Annotated in this window: 15 protein-coding genes; 5 read left to right on the top strand and 10 right to left on the bottom strand. The window is 47.0% G+C overall.

Annotated features, from left to right (window positions below; all coding sequences use genetic code 11):
* Nucleotides 1-91 precede the first annotated feature (91 nt).
* A complete protein-coding gene (locus AC58QD_RS22485; protein ID WP_497337246.1) occupies nt 92-3028 on the bottom strand; it encodes an MMPL family transporter in 2937 nt (978 codons plus the stop codon).
* 184 nt (nt 3029-3212) lie between these two features.
* On the opposite strand from AC58QD_RS22485, the gene AC58QD_RS22480 reads away from it, so the two are divergent.
* Both AC58QD_RS22480 and AC58QD_RS22475 read left to right on the top strand, forming a co-directional pair.
* The gene (locus AC58QD_RS22480; protein ID WP_497337245.1) at nt 3213-3791 is read left to right on the top strand and encodes a TetR/AcrR family transcriptional regulator; all 579 of its coding nucleotides are present in this window, start codon (nt 3213-3215) and stop codon (nt 3789-3791) included.
* Between the two features lie 117 nt (nt 3792-3908).
* Complete coding sequence (locus AC58QD_RS22475) at nt 3909-4094, top strand: YjfB family protein (protein WP_497337244.1); 186 nt, start codon at nt 3909-3911, stop codon at nt 4092-4094.
* Between the two features lie 192 nt (nt 4095-4286).
* Here the strand turns inward: AC58QD_RS22475 and AC58QD_RS22470 are convergent, their stop codons facing one another.
* From AC58QD_RS22470 to AC58QD_RS22450, 5 genes are all read right to left on the bottom strand, one after another.
* On the bottom strand, nt 4287-4586 hold the full coding sequence (locus AC58QD_RS22470; RefSeq protein ID WP_497337243.1) for a helix-turn-helix domain-containing protein: 300 nt from the start codon (nt 4584-4586) through the stop codon (nt 4287-4289).
* Between the two features lie 34 nt (nt 4587-4620).
* The gene (locus AC58QD_RS22465) at nt 4621-4983 is read right to left on the bottom strand and encodes a type II toxin-antitoxin system RelE/ParE family toxin (RefSeq protein ID WP_497337242.1); all 363 of its coding nucleotides are present in this window, start codon (nt 4981-4983) and stop codon (nt 4621-4623) included.
* A 183-nt stretch (nt 4984-5166) separates the two neighbouring features.
* Nucleotides 5167-6606 carry a glycan biosynthesis hexose transferase WsfD gene (wsfD, locus tag AC58QD_RS22460; protein ID WP_497337241.1) on the bottom strand — a complete coding sequence of 480 codons (1440 nt, stop codon included), beginning with the start codon at nt 6604-6606 and terminating at the stop codon, nt 5167-5169.
* Nucleotides 6603-7061, bottom strand: coding sequence for a GtrA family protein (locus AC58QD_RS22455; RefSeq protein ID WP_497337240.1), 459 nt, complete (start codon nt 7059-7061; stop codon nt 6603-6605). The genes wsfD and AC58QD_RS22455 overlap by 4 nt, the downstream gene beginning before the upstream one ends.
* 4 nt (nt 7062-7065) lie before the next feature.
* Entirely contained in the window at nt 7066-8073 is a 1008-nt protein-coding gene (locus AC58QD_RS22450; RefSeq protein ID WP_497337239.1) for a glycosyltransferase family 2 protein, read from the bottom strand.
* Between the two features lie 213 nt (nt 8074-8286).
* On the opposite strand from AC58QD_RS22450, the gene AC58QD_RS22445 reads away from it, so the two are divergent.
* Nucleotides 8287-9654 (top strand): sulfatase family protein, encoded by a 1368-nt coding sequence (locus AC58QD_RS22445; protein ID WP_497337238.1) that lies wholly within the window; start codon nt 8287-8289, stop codon nt 9652-9654.
* A 177-nt stretch (nt 9655-9831) separates the two neighbouring features.
* A complete protein-coding gene (locus AC58QD_RS22440; RefSeq protein WP_497337237.1) occupies nt 9832-10845 on the top strand; it encodes a Gfo/Idh/MocA family protein in 1014 nt (337 codons plus the stop codon).
* Between the two features lie 27 nt (nt 10846-10872).
* Here the strand turns inward: AC58QD_RS22440 and AC58QD_RS22435 are convergent, their stop codons facing one another.
* The 4 genes from AC58QD_RS22435 to AC58QD_RS22420 form a co-directional block, all read right to left on the bottom strand.
* The gene (locus AC58QD_RS22435; protein ID WP_497337236.1) at nt 10873-11982 is read right to left on the bottom strand and encodes a Ger(x)C family spore germination protein; all 1110 of its coding nucleotides are present in this window, start codon (nt 11980-11982) and stop codon (nt 10873-10875) included.
* On the bottom strand, nt 11975-13057 hold the full coding sequence (locus tag AC58QD_RS22430) for a GerAB/ArcD/ProY family transporter (RefSeq protein WP_497337235.1): 1083 nt from the start codon (nt 13055-13057) through the stop codon (nt 11975-11977). The genes AC58QD_RS22435 and AC58QD_RS22430 overlap by 8 nt, the downstream gene beginning before the upstream one ends.
* A gap of 11 nt (nt 13058-13068) precedes the next feature.
* Nucleotides 13069-14562 carry a spore germination protein gene (locus tag AC58QD_RS22425; RefSeq protein ID WP_497337234.1) on the bottom strand — a complete coding sequence of 498 codons (1494 nt, stop codon included), beginning with the start codon at nt 14560-14562 and terminating at the stop codon, nt 13069-13071.
* Nucleotides 14563-14736: 174 nt separating this feature from the next.
* On the bottom strand, nt 14737-16194 hold the full coding sequence (locus AC58QD_RS22420) for a SpoVR family protein (RefSeq protein ID WP_497337233.1): 1458 nt from the start codon (nt 16192-16194) through the stop codon (nt 14737-14739).
* Nucleotides 16195-16447: 253 nt separating this feature from the next.
* On the opposite strand from AC58QD_RS22420, the gene AC58QD_RS22415 reads away from it, so the two are divergent.
* Nucleotides 16448-18520, top strand: a complete 2073-nt coding sequence (locus AC58QD_RS22415) for a hypothetical protein (protein WP_497337232.1) — start codon at nt 16448-16450, stop codon at nt 18518-18520.
* Nucleotides 18521-18558 lie beyond the last annotated feature (38 nt).

Raw genomic sequence — 18558 nt, 5'->3', positions numbered from 1 at the left:
ATGCATTTAGGCTGATATCCATAACGAAGAACCTCTTGAGCGAATGAACTCAAGAGGTTCTTTATTGTTTGAAGCATTCTAGAGGCAACCATCATCTTCTCACTGGTGAATATCCAGTCATCTCTGATTTCTCAGCAGCTGCTAGCACAGCTGGCTTCCGTCTGAACGGCCACCAATTAGCTTCTCCGAATAGCATCGCTAAGGCTGGGACGACAAGACCCATGAAGACTGTTGTGTACAGCCCGAGTCCGATCACAATGCCTGCGCCGATCTGGACAAGGGTCGTCACGCCCGAGAACATGAAGGCTGCGAACGTGCCGCCCATGATCACGGCTGCGGATATGATAACTCCACCCGTCGTTGTCATCGCTTTGGTCATGGCCGGGATGACCCCGCCAGGGCGGTACTCTTCCTTGAAACGAGCCATAAGGAAGATGCTGTAGTCGACTCCCAGTGCTACAACCATCAGGAATACGAAGAACGAGACTGTCCAGGATAGGCCAGGGAAGTCCAGCAACTGGACGAATACGAATTCTACGATCCCCATTGTAATGAGATAGTTGAAGGCCAGACTTAACAAAATGTAGATCGGAGCCAATATCGAACGCATCAACAAGCCCAACACGATGAAGATTCCCAAAAGGACCAATAAGCCAGTTCGGATGAAATCGTCGTTAGAGATTTCATCAAGCTCGTGATACTGTGCGGTCGTTCCCGCAAGCTTAACATCCGCATCCGAGATGGCGGAACCGGAGAAGCTGCTCTTGATCGCGGTTCGCAGATCGTCCATAGCATCCATCGCTTCTGTAGAGTAAGGGTGACTGCTCAAGACGATCTCGAGCTTGGTTGTCTTGCCGTCGGGCGACATGTATACCTCGAGCGAACGCTTGAAGTCTGCCGAGTCGATGACCTCGGCCGGGATCTGCCAGCCGGCAATCTGCTTGCCGGCCTCTTGTGCGATCGTCTGCTGCGCAGCGCCGATCTGCTTGAGCCCGTCGGCGGCTTTGCCCAGGGCGCCGACGCCCTCGCCGAGGCCTTGGTCAAGCTTGCCAAGGCCGGATTGCAGCTGGCTGATTCCGCCAGCCGCTTGGGTCTGGCCGCCGGCGAGCTGGCCGAGGCCGTCGCCGATCTGCGTGACCGCGGGAGTGAGTGCTCCCGCGCCCTGCACGAGCGAGCTCAGCCCGCCGCTGAGCTCGGGGAGGGCCCCCGCCAAGCCCTGCTGCTTCATCAGCAGCGCTTGGTAGGCGGGGTCCTCGCCGAGCCCAGGGTACGCCTGGGCGAGCTGGCTCAGATCGTCGCCCATCGAGGCGGCGGTCTGAGCGGACTGCGCGGCGCCGTCCTGCGACGCCGCAAGCCCTTGGCGGATGCTGGTCAAGCCGCCGCCGACCTGGCGCAGCCCCTGCTGCGCCTCAAGCGAGCTCTGCGCCATCTGCGTCAAGCCGCCGCTTAGCTCGGCAAGCGGGGCCGCTCCCTGCTGGAGCTCGGAGCGAGCTTGGTTCAACCCATCCGCGATCTGGGTTACACCGCTGGTTACTTCTCCGATCGCTTGCGTAGTACGGCCCAGCTGATCCGGAACCGTCAGCTCGGTGATCTGATCGCCGAGCGGTCGTGTCGCGCTTCTTACTTCAGCGACGTGCTCTGCCTTCAGCACAGCCGCGCTGCTCGCTTCGATTGCAGCGAGCCCCTCAGGCGTTCGCATCGACTTCGCTGACGTTATGGTCGCTGTAACCGGAAATACTTCCCCAGCTCCGAATTTCTCCTTTACGGTGTTGAATCCTTGAACCGATCCTAAGGTTGGATTAATCTCCGCAATATCGTCGAACGAACGTTGCCCATGAAACAAGAATATAATCGGGGCAGTTACCAGTACAGTTACTAATAATACGGTGACTGGACGCTTGGCAGATAGATTCGCCATCTTGCCCCAGATCTTGGATTCCCCATGCCCTTGACCTGGCTTAATGCGAACAGGCCAGAACATCTTCGGTCCAAGTATCATCATAAGCGCAGGCGTTAGCGTCAGCCCAGCCACCAGGGTGACAAGCATTCCTATGGCTACACCAACTGCGGATTGGTACATCCCGAATTGGGCAAAACCAATCAAGAAGAAAGCAATCAGAACCGTGCTGGCGGAGAAAACGACTGTTTTCCCTACGGTACGCATTGTACGAATGAGCGATTCGACACGATCATATCCATGACTGAGCTCCTCGCGGAATCGCTGAATCAGCAAGATACAGTAGTCGGTTCCGGCTCCGAATAGAACAGCAATCAAGAAGGATTCCGTGAAGGAGGATACAGGCATGCCCATATCTGCTGCGATTCCTACGAATGTTCTGGACACTAGTAAGGATATCGCGATCGTAACCAAAGGAATCAGCGGCGCGATCGGTGAACGGAATACTATAAGCAGGATAGAAAGGACCAAGACAACAGTAAGAATCTCGGTTTTCTTCAAGCCGTCCTCGCTTGATTTCTGGAAATCTGCTGAGATCGGTGCGCTGCCTGTCAACTCTGCAGATAATCCAGCTGGCAGCTCCTGTTTCAATTGATCCCGGATTTTGACGAGATTTTCTTGGGTGGATGGAGAATTGTCGGGCTTCGCAAAATCTATCAGCGTCAAAAGCGTGGATTTATCCTTGCTTTCGAACTTCTGGGCGAATTCCGGGACATCGAACAAAGACGTGATGTTCACAATCTCGAGTGCTTCTTGTTCTGCTTTTAGTTGATTCACCTTGGCTTGCAGCCATTTGCGGTCTGCCTCATTTAGTCCGCCTTCCCGGTTCAACACGATGACAGCATTGGAACGGGATTTATTATTCGGGTTAATCTGGTTAGCAATGACGGAAGCCTGCATCGATTCCGCATCGGCGGGAATGAACTTTGCTTCAGTCTCGCGGATAATCTGTGTCAGATTGGGTAACCAACCAGCCTGTGCCGAGGCGAATAAAGCGGCTGTCAACACCACCCAACCGAGCACGATCAACCACCTTGCCTTGGCCATAAAACGAATCCATTTCTCTAACAAACAAATGCCTCCTGTCCGAATAAAGGTTCTGTCTTTTTCTGTCTATAACACTTATACTATAAAATATGACCTCCGGTCAATATTTATCACAGCACAAAGAATGTGTTACAATACATGTAACAGAAATGCCATAATTATGATTTTCAGTCCATTCTACTAAACAGCAATTCAACTCGGAGGACCAATGAATCGAGAAGATAAGAAACGCGAAACAAGAAAAAAAATTATAGAGTCGGCTCTCCAGCTCTTTTCTGAACAAGGGTATGAAGCGACTACAGTTGCTCAGATTACGGAGCTTGCTGGAGTAGGAAAAGGAACGTTTTTTAACTATTTTGATTCCAAAGAAACGATAATGTGCGATTTACAAGGCTTCTGGGCGATTGATGAAATCAAGAAGCTGTATGATCAACCTGGTCCCTATCTGCCTCGGATCAAAGAAATGCTGGTGGAGCTGGTGTATCGGATGCAGCTCAATCGACCGCTTGTAAAAGCGATGCTGCAGGGAACATTGTCGAGCCCTTTTAATCTGGCTAATCAGAATGAAATTCTTCACACGGTGTACGAGGCGGCCACTCCTGTAATTCGTCTCGCTCAAGACCGCGGGGAGTTCAATGGAAAATATAAGCCTGAGATCATTACCGAGATGACAGTTCAGACCTTTTTCGGTTGTTTGTTATACTGGGCTATGGAGCAGGGGGAGGAGAATTTGGCGGATCAGATGAAGCTGACGATGGATCTTTTCTTTGAGGGAATCACAAGCTGAGTCAGGGAAACCAAATTACGAAATAGAGATGTCGAGTTTCGGTAAAAAATGGTATAATCACTCTGTCTATGAAATTTCTAACCGTTTCTAGTAATTAAGCAGCAGGGAGGTTTTTTGATGGATGTAGCTTCATTGCAATCGGTTTATAGCCAGTTCCAAGCTAGCACTTTGCCAGTGCAGGTTGGGATCCAGATGCTGGATAAAGCCAAAAACTTGGCTGAATCAGAAGGAGCACAGCTCGTACAGATGCTTCAACAAAGCGTGCAACCGCATCTCGGCGGTAATTTGGATATTAAAGTTTAAGTAAGCTCGTAATCTGGTGGGGGATGAATCCCGCCAGGTTATTTTTTTCTATAAGGCACTATTATATAACACATTTTTATGTAACAGGTCATGGCTGGGAAAAGAAGAACTGTGGAATAAAACTGATGTACGTTAATTGTTCAGTTGTAAAAAAAAGAGCCAATAGGCTCTCATAAAGTACAGGTTTGTTGTTCAGGCATGTACCAGATGATTATCAGCGACTGCATGTTCATCGGTCTCATTCAAATTAATTTTCATTCCAAGGGCGATAGCTACTTTAATCAAAGTGTCTACTCTAGGAATCTGCGAACTATTTTCTAGCCGTGCTACCTGTGCTTGAGAAAGACCAGCCTTCTTTGCAACTTCAACTTGGGTTAATCCAAGTACTTTTCTACGTTTGACAATGTCAGAAACCATACGTGCAATCTGTCGAATCGTTTCCGTTTCAATTGTATTTTCACAAATTTCTTGCATAAAATCATCGAATTTCATCGTTATTCCTCCATTCTTTCAATTTCTTATGAGATCAATGATTACGCTTATTCCAATCATCCCTTAACTGTATAGCTTTCCTAATTTGTTTTGGCGGGGTTTTCTGCGTTTCTTTTCGGAAGTGATTCAACAAAATGAACCTGCCTTCTTTTACTTGGAAAAACAAAATCCTATGTTTATCTGGACGCAATTCCCATATGTCATTAATGATATGCTTGGCAATTTCCTCTGGAGCGTAAGTCCCATCCAATTTTATACGTTCAATGCAGTAATGAATTTGATTAAGCATGATTCTAGCTTCCTTTATTCCCTTATCTTTGCGACATTTTAGCTCGCGAAGCCAATCCTTCAGCTCGGAATTCCCATCCTTATCTTCATAAATTTCAACTTCGTACACTGGTCAGTTTGGCTCCTTTATAGTTATATCCTCTCATCCAATAAATTATGCCGATTACGATATAAATTATATCATAATCGGCATAATTTACAAACAAAATCCTTCTGCTCCCCTAATAGTCGATACGCATAAACAAAAAAAGAACCTGACCGCTGAAACTAGCAGGCCAGATTCCCTTCACTCTCATACTCTCCTACTACGCAACACCTTCGACGCCATCCACAATACACAGCCAACCAGCATCATATCGAAACATACGTTAAACAAGAACAGATGCTTGCTCAAGTCCGCCTCCCCATCGCCAATAATGGGAATGAGGAAGGAGAAGGCGCCGATCAGGCCGATCATGGCGAATAATTCAGCGAACACCTTCTGCCGATACACCTTGGCCCTTACATGCTCCCAAATAATAACTCCAAAATAAGCTATGTACAGCAGGAAGATGAACCAGAATCGATTGGGCAGCCACTTTTGCTTTCCCTCGCTCCAGAGACTGAATTTACTAAGCACGGCACCGGAAGGCTGACCCTCAGATTGCAGATACGTACCGAGATAAAACGGTCGAATCGTCATCCCATTCTGAGCTGCTATCTCCAACTTGTCGAGCAAACGTCCAGGATGGGTCAAATAGAAAATACCCACTTTGGCGTGGCTCATTTGGCTATAAAACTGTTCATACAATCTCGGATCCCGCTGTGGAATCGGGGTGTTAGGGGTGAAAAAGTTCGTATTGGCCAGAATAGCGAGATCCGGGTTCAATCCGAGTTTTTCGAGATCTTCCTCAGGCGTTGGAGAATCTTTCAAAATTCCATAGAACACGGTTTGGTATATATTAATTTCCTTGAACTGCTTAGGAGCGACGATGTACATGACGATTGATCCTAAAGCAAGCCCAGCAGAGAACCAAATGACTCTTTTCCGCCAACTCTTATCCTCCCTTAATGGTAGGAAACGAAGACCCATCAGCGCAGCAAGCACACCGACAGGGGCGTTCTGAATCTTTGAAAATACAAAAAACATACAAGCGACAAAATACAAAGTAAGCAGTTTAGAAGATGGCTGCTCCTGCTTGGTCAAAGCGATACCGAAAGCGATCGTCAGCAGCAAGAATACTAGCGAGACCGGCTCCCCGAATAAGGAGTTAAAATAAGCGATATAGGCGCCGTCAGCGAAAACAAATATAAGCAGCAAAGCTAGAATAATAGTGAACAGCAACGACGATTTGGACTTATTGTATCGGATCAAGTAATAGAATGCCGTCATCAGCAACGCCGTGTATACCAGGACCATGAACCGCATATCGAACACATCATTACTATACAGAAGCCGATTCAGTAGAGTCGCTAAGAATACGACGAAGGTCTGGGTCGTAATGTAAGCACCCTTGCCAAACGTCACAAGTTCCCAATCCTTGATAAAATAATCAAAATATTTGTCCTCATAGCTCAATGATGGATTGACGTAATCAAGCCCCACTGTACTCATGATTCTAAGGAAATCTCCGTTGTCGGCAATCCCCACTATAGGTCGAATTACAGTTACATAGATTACGATTCCGCATACTGCGAGAAGGGTCCACCATTCGACGGAGCGAATCCCTCGTTTCAATAAAGCTGTTATCAAGATGCTTCACCTGCTTCATGCTGGGGCTTGGATGCGGGACGGAAGACGAAGAAACGTTGCCCCAGATAGTTACTGATTGTGTATAATCCTGTTCCGATCAGCACAGCCAAGTTATCCGACCAGACTGGATCCTCGACTCGGATGAACCCAAGCAGCACATCGCTAATACCGCGAGCAGCACTATACGCAACAACATAACAAACGATAATAACGGCTGCGAACTTCCATATACTGCGTCCGATACTAACCTTGGATTGGAACGTGAAGGCTTTGTTAAGAAAATAGCTAACAATGGCACCGATGCTGTTCCCTGCGAACGTCGATACCCAGTAGTCAAGCCCGAAGGCATTTAGCAACAAGTATGCAATGGATAAGCCAACTATGGTGTTCAGCACACCGACGAACAGGAAACGGACGAAAGAGTGATTCCACAACGAAAGTACAAGCTTTTTCATTCGCTTATACCTGAAGCTGCGGTTGTTTGGTCTTCTCAGCGTTCCCAGACACAGATGGCTGAAGCTCTGTCTCTATAATAAAGAGGGGACGGTGCTTGACTTCTTTATAGATTTTGCCGATGTACTCTCCGATCAACCCAAGGCTGATGACTTGGATACCGCCAATGAACCACAACGAAACAACGATAGAGGTCCAGCCAGGTACAGTAGAGCCAACCAGTTTTTGCACAATCGCGTAGAGGCCCATTCCAAGGCTAATCAAGAACATCAGAAAGCCAATGGCGGATACGAGACGTATCGGTGTAACGCTTAGCGAGGTAATGCCATCCCATGCAAAAGCAAGCATTTTCTTCAGCGGGTATTTGGATTCCCCGGCAAAACGCTCGTGACGCTCGTAATATACATTTGTCGATTTGAATCCGACCATGGGCACAAGTCCGCGCAGGAATACATTCACTTCCTTGAACTTGTCCAATTGCTCCAAGGCTCTTCTGCTCATCAGCCGATAATCGGCATGGTTATATGTGATTTTGACCCCCATCCGGGTCATCATCTTATAGAAGGCTTGCGCTGTAAATCGTTTGAACCAGGTATCGGTGTCGCGGCTGGAGCGGACTCCATATACCACTTCATACCCTTCGAGATACTTAATGATAAAATCTCGGATTACATTCGGGTCGTCCTGCAGGTCCGCATCAATGGAGATGGCGCAGTCGCAGCGGTTAATAACCGACTTCAGACCTGCGAGCAGTGCGCTCTGATGGCCAGCATTGCGGGCTAGCTTGAGTCCGGAGATGTGCGGGTGCGTGCGGTTGAAGCTCTCGATCAGCTCCCAGGTACGGTCTCTGCTTCCGTCGTCCACGAACACCACGAAGCTGTTAGTTGCGATCAGCTGTTCCTTGATTAAACGCTCCATCACGGAGGACAGTCTAACTACTGTCTCGGGAAGTACTTCTTCTTCATTGTAACAAGGCACAACTATACTAATAACGGGTAATTTCCCATTCATCATCGAAATTCGTAACTCCTCTTTTTTGAAATAATCATAACCGTTTCATGTCCGTAAATCAATTATCCTGTCTGTTTATGGTGTCGGGGAACGACGGTTTTCATCAAATTTCATGTCGGTTCGGCTAAATACAAGCGGGTTAGCAGGCTTATATAATGACAAGTAGAACTTATCTATATGAAGCCACAGAGTTGTAAGAAAAGAGAGGAGAGCGAAATGAACACTGCTGCAAAGCCCCCAGCAAAACAACCAAATGTGCTTGTGTTCTTCACGGATCAACAGAGGTGGGATACAACGGGAGTTCACGGTAACCCGCTTGATCTGACCCCCAATTTTGACCGAATGGCTACAAGAGGGACCCATCTCTATAACACATTCTCCTGTCAACCGGTATGCGGACCTGCGCGTTCTGTTATGCAATCCGGCTTGTATGCTACGACTTCTGGCTGCTTCCGGAACGGAATTCCCTTGCCTCCTGACACGAAGACGATTGCCCATTACTTCAATGAGGCCGGCTATCGGACCGGTTATATAGGTAAGTGGCACTTGGCGCCGAATAATAAACCGGTTCCTCTGGAATACCGGGGGGGTTACCAAGATTGGCTTGCCTCAAATGTGCTCGAGTTTACGTCCAGAGCGTATGAAACGGTTATGTATGATGAGAATGGAGAGTCCGTTCAACTGCCCGGGTATCGTGTGGATGCTTTGACAGATGCGGCGATTCGTTATATCGATAAAAACAAGGAGAACCCGTTTTTCCTATTTGTCTCTTATGTCGAGCCGCACAACCAGAATCAACGTGACGATTATCCCGCGCCTGAAAGCTACAAGGGACGTTATACATCTCGCTGGATTCCACCCGATCTGGCGCAGTTCCAAGGCTCAGCGAATCGTCATCTGGATGGTTATTACGGAATGGTCAAACGGCTGGATGAAGCGTTGGGACGGCTGCAGGATACTTTGATTAGTCTGAAATTGGACAAGGATACGATTATCTTGTTCACTTCGGATCATGCGTGCCATTTTCGCACGCGCAATCAGGAATACAAGCGCTCCTGCCATGAGAGCTCGATTCGTGTGCCGACGGCCGTCAGCGGGCCGGGGTTCGAGAGCGGCGGACAGATTCGCGAGCTCGTCAGCCTGCTTGATATTCCGCCGACACTGCTCGACGCGGCGGGCATCCACGTCCCTGAAGAGATGCAGGGACGCTCCGTTCTGCCGCTAGTGAAGCGGCAGGCAGAGGAATGGCCTGACGACGTGCTGATCCAGATCAGCGAGTCGCAGGTAGGGCGCGCGATACGGACCGCGCGCTGGAAGTACGGCATCGACGCGCCGGATTCCGACGCGTCGAAGGATATGTTCGCCGACCGCTACGTCGAACAATATCTCTATGACCTGGAATCCGATCCGTATGAGCTGCAGAATTTGATCGGATTCCCGTCGCACCGCGAGGTATCGGATCGGCTGCAGCAGCGCCTGATCTGCAAGATGACGGCAATCGGCGAGCCTATGCCGACAATTGAACCCGCAGCCGCTGTGCGCAGCGGGCAGCGTCAAGTGCAAGCTTGGGAGCTGGATCTGTAGGCCAGCTCTCACCTCTGACACATCCCGCAGGCAATCGTGCGGGATGTTTGCGCATCCGTTATCCCCGAGCTTCTTGAAGCTATTCAACAACACTTGAGGTATAATAAGTGGCATGATCTGTCGGGGAGCTTTCTCCATAGCAGCAAGTACTTATTTCAAGTTTAGGAGCGATGAACATTGTCTATTGCATTCGGTATTGTCGGTTGTCGACATGGACATATTACGGTATTTATTGATGAAATGATTCAATTGGGGCACACATTTGCCGGGATTTACGATCAGAGTGACAAGAAGATGGCGGAACAAATCGCAAGCAAATATGGAGTTCCGTTGTTGAACTCACTGGATGCCCTGCTTGATCCTGCTGTGCAGATCATTGGCTCCTCCGCCATTAACAGCGAAAAGATCAACATAATAGAATGGTGTGAGAAGCATGGCAAGCACATTATGGTGGACAAGCCCGCCATCACGGACCGTGATAAGCTGCACCGTCTTGAGGGAGTTATCGAGCGAGGGAGCATTCAGATCGGGATGCTGCTCACCGAAAGGTTCCGTCCTGCCATCCATACACTTAAGCAGGCAATCGAGTCTGGAGAGCTTGGCCGTATAGTGAGCCTATCTATGCGTAAGCCGCATCGCTTGAGACCCGCATCCCGTTCAGAATGGCATTTCTCCAAAGCGCAGAACGGGGGAGTTATTATTGATTTGTTCGTGCATGACTTCGACCTGTTGCGGTGGTTAACAGATCAGGAGGCGGTGTCCGTTCAAGCCGTCGTGACCAAGAATATATTGCCGGAGTACCCCGATTTCTGGGATGCGGCCTCAGCGCAAGTAGTACTGGAGAGGGGGACGATTGGACAGCTCTATAGCGATTGGCACTCTCCTGAGAAGAGTTGGACCTGGGGAGATTGCAGAATCTTTGTAAGCGGAACAACCGGCAGCGCGGAACTGCGGTTATGCGGAGATCCTTCCGTATCCCAACAAGAGGAGCTGTACTTGCAAGTAACGAACTCACAAGAGTTCACGTCAGTAGAGCTGAATTCCCCGACACTTACGATTACCGAGGACTTTCTGCTCAGGATTGCCGGAGAAGATTACCAGGCACGCATCACGCAAAAGGATATTTTGGCTGCAAGTGCTCTTACTATAGCCGCCGACGAATCCGCGGTTGTAGTGAACAACTTAGGCTGATGGATCCCTGGTAATCAAACACCAGCCTTATTTTGATTTTCCGTAATCCCGTATAATCACTTTGGCCTGGCAGGTGACCTTGACTTTAGGGTACATCTGCTCCCAGTCCAATTGTTTCCACTGCTTATAGCTCATACTGTTTCTAACCACCTTTCCAACACCAATACTATCCGCATGATTTTGCTGCATACCACGAATCATTTTCTCTGCTTCCTTCTCAATATAAGCGGATACCAGGGCTTCCAGCTTTGTCCGATCCTTCTCCTCGCTTAGTTCCAAATTCCCGATATATTCCATAACGGAGCCTTGAATCTTCACATCCAGTTGAACATGAATGCCCTCGGTATTATTCTTTAGCACCTTCAGCTTTCTGCTGCTTTTAATCGAGCTGAACATGACATGATTGGGTTCTTCATTTCCATTACCGCCAAGATCAATACTAATTTCTCCTTGCTTGAAGCTATCCCGGATCATGGAAAATATCAGAACTTTGTCAGGCTCTATCTTTGTCACATATTTATCCTCGTTGAATAAAGCAATCCCGTTTATTGCAACATTATCCTTCAGTTGTTTAACCAAAGGCGCAATTGGATCTATTCCATCATCGAACAAATCCCTTGTGAATTGATATAAAGTAACGTAAGGAACAGTTTGATTTTTCACCTCTTTTTCTAACATTCGTTCGATATATTGTCCCGTTCTCGGGTGTTGGGGATATTCTTTGACTAATAAATCATGCGCGTTACCGTCTACTATAGTTAGCTTAACCCGTTTTGAATAGGAAGGGTCGCGGATTAAAGTATCGATATAGCTCCAAATTCCTTTTTTGGCCAGATTCATTCCGAATAAAGTATTTCTTAGCTGACCGGTAACGAGTGCCAATTCTGTCTGTCCGGAGAACTTGACTCTTGCTTCTTTGACGGTTTTGACTGTCGCGGTCAGCGTTTCCCGTTGGATTTTACCGTCACGATTTGCTTTAGGAATGGCTACTGTAACCATCAACATCTCGTTTTTTGAATCTTTTTGTTCTACCAGGTCATAGCTGGATGTATGGATCAATCCCAGCTCTTCCAGGATACGCTGATCTCCGCAGCCGGCTAGAATCAGTACGCAGAGGACTATTATGACTTTATGCATGGACCTCTCCCCCCCGATTGCCTCTAATCGACAGCAGAATGATTAGCAGGATGGGTAGACAGAAGGTTAATCCTGCCTCCGCATATAATAATACTTTCAACCACTTCTCTATTTCACTTAAATTTTGGGGGAACCAGGATACAATATACTCAATAAATAGAATACAGAGGGTCAGTCCCTTGACAGATGCACGAGGCCATATCCTTTGGATCATTTCTTTGGAACCCCAAATAAATATACTGCATGTGATCAGCACGCTTAACAAAACAAACCCGAACAGTAAGTTCTCGATGTGTTCTATGAAAGGGAATCTTATATAGGACAGCAAATCTAAAGTGGGAAAAAGCATTCGTTTCAATTGATCGAAGCTGTAGAATCCGAAGCAAATCAGACTCACGGCCAAATAAGACATGGTGGTTAATAAATTTCCGGCATATACGGCTTTGAAGAAATTACGCTTTTCTACATAAGGAAAAAACAGCATACACATTTCAAATCCTAAAAATGCAGAGTAAATATCGATACTGCCTGAGAGCATTCGGGTCTCACCTTTAAATACAAACGGCGTAAAGCGGCTCCATTCAAAATCTCTAATAAAGATAGGCAGCAACAAAAACATCCAGGTTGTCATCCAGTAAAATATGGTAGCAGCTTTGGACATACTGTATAGTCCTTTAATAACAAGCAGGAAAACAATGAAATCCACGATTAACTTAAACAGCATCGGCGAAGTAGTCGGGAAGGCAACCATTTGATAAATGACTATATATTGCTTGACGACTAAACAGCCAATTACTCCCCACAGACCTGCAATTCCTAAATAAAGAGGAAAGAGAATAATTTTAGGAATGGATTGCTCAAGAATGACAAAGATCGATTGCCCGCGGCCAAGACGATACACCAGGGAGATGAGATAAATATTAACCATTGCAATGAATGCGAAAATGAAGATGGAGATCCATCCATTGTAGCCGAAATGATTGGCCAGCATTTGCGGCAGCTTTAGAATCGTTACTCCGGACTGAATCATGTAGATCAGCATGCAGAGGTGGAGAGGATGTATTTTCTCTTTCAATGGACGCCCTCCTATTTCTTCATTTTATTTCTTGATGGGTTAGGAGTCTGGGTGACAGATGGCCGATCCTTCAACATCTTGAAGGGTGCTCGGATAAAAACATCAAGCCAGTCCCTGATTTTCATGGGAGCAACGGGTACAAGGTAAGAGGCCCCCAAGCTAGTCAATCCCGATAGATGAGTTACAATTAAAGCAAAACCGACCATTAGACCGAAATTTCCCCATAACCCGGCCAAAATAATGATTCCAAATCGAATTAGACGGATCGACGCGCTCATTACATAGCTGGGTATAACGAATGATGCAATGGCCGAGGAAGCAACAGCAATGATCAGGATATTGCTTGTCAGTCCTGCCTGTACCGCTGCTTGTCCGATTACAATACCTCCAACGATACCGATCGTCTGTCCGATCTTGGTTGGGAGTCTGGCTCCAGCCTCACGCAGCAGCTCGATGGTGGTTTCCATCAGTAAAGCTTCATAAACAGGAGGAAAAGGGACTCTGCTTCTCGATTCAGTCAAAGTAATGAGCAGGGTTTCGGGTATCATCTCGTAGTGATAAGTCGTAACCGCTACATATAAGGAGGTAAAGGTAAGGGTTACCACTAAAGCAATTAGTCTAAGAATCCGGGTCCCCGTTGCTAAAGGCCATCGATGATAATAGTCATCCGATGAAGAGAAGAAATCGAAAAAGGTGGATGGCGCACTGATAACAGACGGGCTCCCGTCGACAATAGCAATTACCCGGCCTTCAACTAGCTTAGATGCAGCGGAATCCGTCCGTTCACTTGTCATGAATAGAGGAAAGATCGATCTAGGGAAGTCGTCAATATATTGCACAAGCATATTGGAGTCATGGACTGCATCCACTTCAACCAGTTTAATACGTCTAATCAATTCCTGAACGTAATGCATATTAGCGATGCCTTCGATATACAAGATATAAATATCGGTTTTCGTTATTTCTCCCACGTTGAGAGAGATTGTTTTAAGATGCGAGCTCTTCACTCTTTTGCGAAGAAGCGCCAAATTCTTCTCGCTGGATTCCACAAAAGAATCGTGAGGACCCACGATATTCGTTTCCGTTTGTGAATCCTCTACGTTACGGGAGACAGCCTCGCTGACGCTGACTAAATATACTTTTCCTTTATGGAACAGAGCAACACAGCCGTTTAGGATGCCATTTACCACATGTTTGGACTCGGTTTTGTGCACGAATTGGGATTGCGCCAGCAAGGAGTTGACTTGATCGCGGCTTGTATGGTCAAGAGGGATAATCACATCCCGGGCGAACTCTTCTTTACCGACCAGATTCGCAAAATAAACAAGTTCCACCTGAAGATCAGGGAAGCTTCTATGGGTGAGGTCTGTACAATTCGCAAATTCCGATAAAATATGTTTCAATGTCGGTTTTGGATTATGATTTGTTGAAGCTTTTGAAGTATTGTTTTGACTGCTTCGAGTTCGGCTGAGCAGTATTCGTGATAGTAGTTGAAAGAAAGCCATTGAAGTCCTCACTTTATTTGTTAAACTGGCTGGAATTGGTATAGTATGTGCTTCTTTGCCAATTTTCAATCGGATTATTAATCCGGCTATAGTAGAAGGCAATAGAGAAAGCTCTGTCCATATAGACAGAGCCGATTGTTTACTGAGCCAGTGTATGCTAAACAGGCCATTCGTTTATAAAAACTTTCGTGAGTGTTTCTTCCCGTCATATGTGAACAGCACGCTTTTATCCTCGACTACCGTCTCAAGATGAATCGTTTTACCCCACAATCGATGAACAAAGGGTAATGTTTTCTCCAAATATTTCAGATCCATCTCCAGACCTTCGAAAGAATGCTTCAGATACATTTCTCCAATATTAGCATGGTTGCCGTCTATCACATGAAGGACGGGAAAGCCCCCGTTGACTCGGGAGTAGACCAATTGGTCGCGGATGGATTCCCATGTTTTATCGGTAATCTTCCACTCCGGACCCTTCTTCTCGAACACATATAAGTCCAGATCCTCCACAAGTTCCTTCGTTAAATAATTTCGCACAAAAGAGGTATCCGAATCGAATTCGCGTACTTCGAACATTTTCTCACGGTCCCAGCGCTTCTCGATATCTTCGAAAATTTTGAGGCCCAGGTAATAAGGGTTGAGGCTATGTCGAGAGGGCTGGACAACGCCTGCGTTAAGGGACGCGTATTCGATCGTTTCTACTTCGGTTAGATCAAGCTCGCGTAGAATACGTTGGTGCCAGTACGATGCCCAGCCTTCGTTCATAATCTTGGTTTCCATCTGCGGCCAGAAGTATAACATCTCGTCTCGCATCATCGTTAGAATATCCCGCTGCCAATCTTCCAGAACGGGGGAGTGCTGCTCCAGGAAATACAAGAGATCTTTCTCAGGCTGTGGTGGGAATCGTCGAGAAGCCGCTTCTTTTGCCTTCTCATGCGCTTGTTCGGCATTACGGAAATCTTCGTCCAGGCTCCATAAGTCGTCATAAGTTGTTTTGGGTGGAGCAGGACTGTTACCCGGACCCGTATTCAATTTAGGTCTGTGCTGATTCACCTCAGTCCGTCGTTCGGTGCCGCCTCCATATCGCCCCATACTCTCCCGTGACATTCCATATGTACGAGCGCTGGACTTCAGTAAGCTTGGATCGACATGCTCTTGAATCGCTAGCACAGAGTCAAGAAAGGACTCGATCTCATCGGTCCCGAATTCCATCTCATATTGCCGTACACGTTCAGCTGTGGCGGACATGCTCTCCACCATATTGCGGTTCGTGCGGGAGAAGCGGGCGTTGTTCTTGAAGAAATCACAATGCGCCAATACGTGTGCCACGATAAGCTTGTTCTGAATTAAGGAGTTCCCGTCCAGCAGGAAGGCATAACAAGGATTGGAGTTAATCACGAGCTCATAAATTTTGCTCAGGCCCAGATCGTATTGGGTTTTCATGCGGTGAAACGATTTACCGAAGCTCCAGTGGCTGAAGCGGGTCGGCATGCCGTAAGCCCCGAACGTGTAAATAATATCAGAAGGGCATATTTCATAGCGCATGGGGTAGAAATCAAGCCCGAAGCCTTGGGCAAGCTCCGTGATCTCTTCGATGGAGCGTTCCAACGCTTTCATCTCATCTGGTCTCATGTTGACACCCGCTTCCTCGTCGTAATCAATGTTAATTCAATATATTCCGGAAAGGGGGGATTAAGTCGAACTACTTTCCAGATAGCCAATAGCATATTCCTTCAACATTTATGTGACTCATAGGCAAAAATGTCCAAAACAAAACACAAAATGTCCTTTTTCCTGTTAAGCTACATGAAATAATTAACTTATTCGAAGTCTGCAGACGCGAATTGAAATCGTTTTCATTATACTAAAGCGGAGGAGCTGTCTTATGGGTAAGAAGAGAGTTAAAATGTGTACCGCTGTGTTGTTAATCGTTGTTCTTCTGTTCGGGGCTACACCTGCGTTTGCTACGGGCAATCTTTGGTATGACAAGTATGTCACCTATGAAACCGCTAATGGCAACAAGTATATATCTAGTAATGATTCTGGGTCTCTTGCGTGGGGCGAAAGCTATTTGTTGGACAGTTATCTTAATATGTACGGGTTGACAAAAAGCACATCATGGCTAGATAAATTCACTACTCATGTTGATTCGGTGATCAGTAATGCGAGTGATCCGGATGGCGACGGATACTTGGATTGGAGAACTTTTCGTTATTCCAAACATAGGACTGAGAATGGAACATTTGCTGCTGCAACAACAGGGGATGCGACACTGCCGAATAATTGGTTACGCTTCCAATCGACAAGCAGCACGGCTTACCGATCTAATGCGTCAGGGAGTTACTACCCCTCAGGCTCCGTATGCGGCGGAGACACCTACGGGGCGGTCCTGAAGACAAACGGTACTTCGTGGCAAAGCTTATATCAGAATATGGACGGATATGAGCCTAACAGCTTGTATACATTATCCTTGCTTGCTAAGACGAACGGTTCTGCTGCCAAAGGAAGAGCCTATATTCTCGATGCCACCACAAGCACGATCATAGCAAGCATTGTGATTGATGATACTTCGTGGAAAGACTACAAGATCGATTTCACCACACCGGTTGCAGGGCACACTCTACAAGTTTGGATTGGGCATAATGCCTACAATGTCGCTAATGGAATCGCTTATTTTGACAATGTGTATGTGAACGCCAATGTTCCTTATCTGGTTCATGACGGCGCGGTCGGAATTCCAATGGCCAAGTTCGTTCGATTGGTCGACGAGAATGCCTTGACCGCTTACCAAACCGATGCGAATAACTATCAATCCTTCATCGAGAACCACCTCATACCGAAGTGGCAAACAAGCAGCAGTTTTATGGGGAACACCTGGGTGAATGTTTCCGCTACTGAAGGCTATTACAGGGAATCTTACAATTTTGACGGGTTTAATACGACTGTGAATTTGGATCCGCTGCCGTACAATCAGTTCCTCGTCTTTGCCGAAATGATGATGATTATGTACGATGTGAACGGGAACTCGGACTATCTGGATAAAGCTAAGAAGATGAGCACTTATTTCAAGAACGACTTAACAGCCAACGGCACAGCATACAACTGGAATTACGCAGCCTACAGCCCCACCGCTGTGGAAGACGCCTCTCATGCCAATATCGATATCAGTGTTGCATTTGAGATGTTCAATCACGGCCAAGTATTCACCGGTACCGACATGGAGAAATTTACAGATACGTATACGGGTATCATGTGGAATCAGTCTCTTTCCGATCCTAAAGTCCATAATTATGTGAATGGAACTCAAGGTTCTGCCTGTCAAGATTGGCTGTATACACTTGATATTCATAGTTGGACCCGTCTGGCTCAATTCAATGAGAACGCATGGAAAATAGCGGCCTACCAATATGACGGTTTGACACCGACCCGGCATAACGAGGCGCTTGTTCTGACGGAGATCATGAAATGGGATCCTCAAAAAGTAGCGAACAACGGCTTTGAATTCACAACCAGCTCGGATTCTACATTGCCAGCCCGTTGGTCTCGCGGCTCAGGTTCGACCTCCGGTACTGTATACGTGGACACTGTCAATAAAAGCTCAGGTGACCATGGGCTGACAGTTGCTTCTACTACCAGCACAAGCACATGGCAAATGCTGTATCAGGATTGGAAGAACTGGTACGCGAACACCTCGTACCAAATCTCGTTCGATGCCAAGACGGACGGCGGTGCTGCTGGGGGAAGGTTCTTTATTAAGGATATTACGGCCAATGTGATCCTGGGTACAGGTATTATTGATTTTGATAATACGAGCTGGCAGACGAGAACGATGACGTTTACTTCCCCATCCAGTGCTGCGAATACAGTCCGGATCTACTTAGAGAACCATTCATTGAACCAGAATGGCAAGGCTCATTTCGATAATGTGGTAATCAAACGAACCGGCGACATCTGGTGATACTGAAACAGCCTCAAGGTATGGGTATGTAACCCAGT

This window comes from Paenibacillus sp. J2R1T-4, from assembly GCF_059692235.1.
Note: the sequence above shows the minus strand (reverse complement) of the source record. Positions and strands in the feature narration are given on the sequence as shown.

Bases quoted from the DNA above. Each gene is read 5' to 3' on its own strand.
- AC58QD_RS22470 (WP_497337243.1), bottom strand. From the start codon at position 4,586: ATGAAATTCGATGATTTTATGCAAGAAATTTGTGAAAATACAATTGAA.
- AC58QD_RS22425 (WP_497337234.1), bottom strand. From the start codon at position 14,562: ATGGCTTTCTTTCAACTACTATCACGAATACTGCTCAGCCGAACTCGA.
- AC58QD_RS22420 (WP_497337233.1), bottom strand. From the start codon at position 16,194: ATGAGACCAGATGAGATGAAAGCGTTGGAACGCTCCATCGAAGAGATC.
- AC58QD_RS22435 (WP_497337236.1), bottom strand. From the start codon at position 11,982: ATGCATAAAGTCATAATAGTCCTCTGCGTACTGATTCTAGCCGGCTGC.
- AC58QD_RS22450 (WP_497337239.1), bottom strand. From the start codon at position 8,073: ATGATGAATGGGAAATTACCCGTTATTAGTATAGTTGTGCCTTGTTAC.
- AC58QD_RS22475 (WP_497337244.1), top strand. From the start codon at position 3,909: ATGGATGTAGCTTCATTGCAATCGGTTTATAGCCAGTTCCAAGCTAGC.
- AC58QD_RS22415 (WP_497337232.1), top strand. From the start codon at position 16,448: ATGGGTAAGAAGAGAGTTAAAATGTGTACCGCTGTGTTGTTAATCGTT.
- AC58QD_RS22455 (WP_497337240.1), bottom strand. From the start codon at position 7,061: ATGAAAAAGCTTGTACTTTCGTTGTGGAATCACTCTTTCGTCCGTTTC.
- AC58QD_RS22445 (WP_497337238.1), top strand. From the start codon at position 8,287: ATGAACACTGCTGCAAAGCCCCCAGCAAAACAACCAAATGTGCTTGTG.
- AC58QD_RS22480 (WP_497337245.1), top strand. From the start codon at position 3,213: ATGAATCGAGAAGATAAGAAACGCGAAACAAGAAAAAAAATTATAGAG.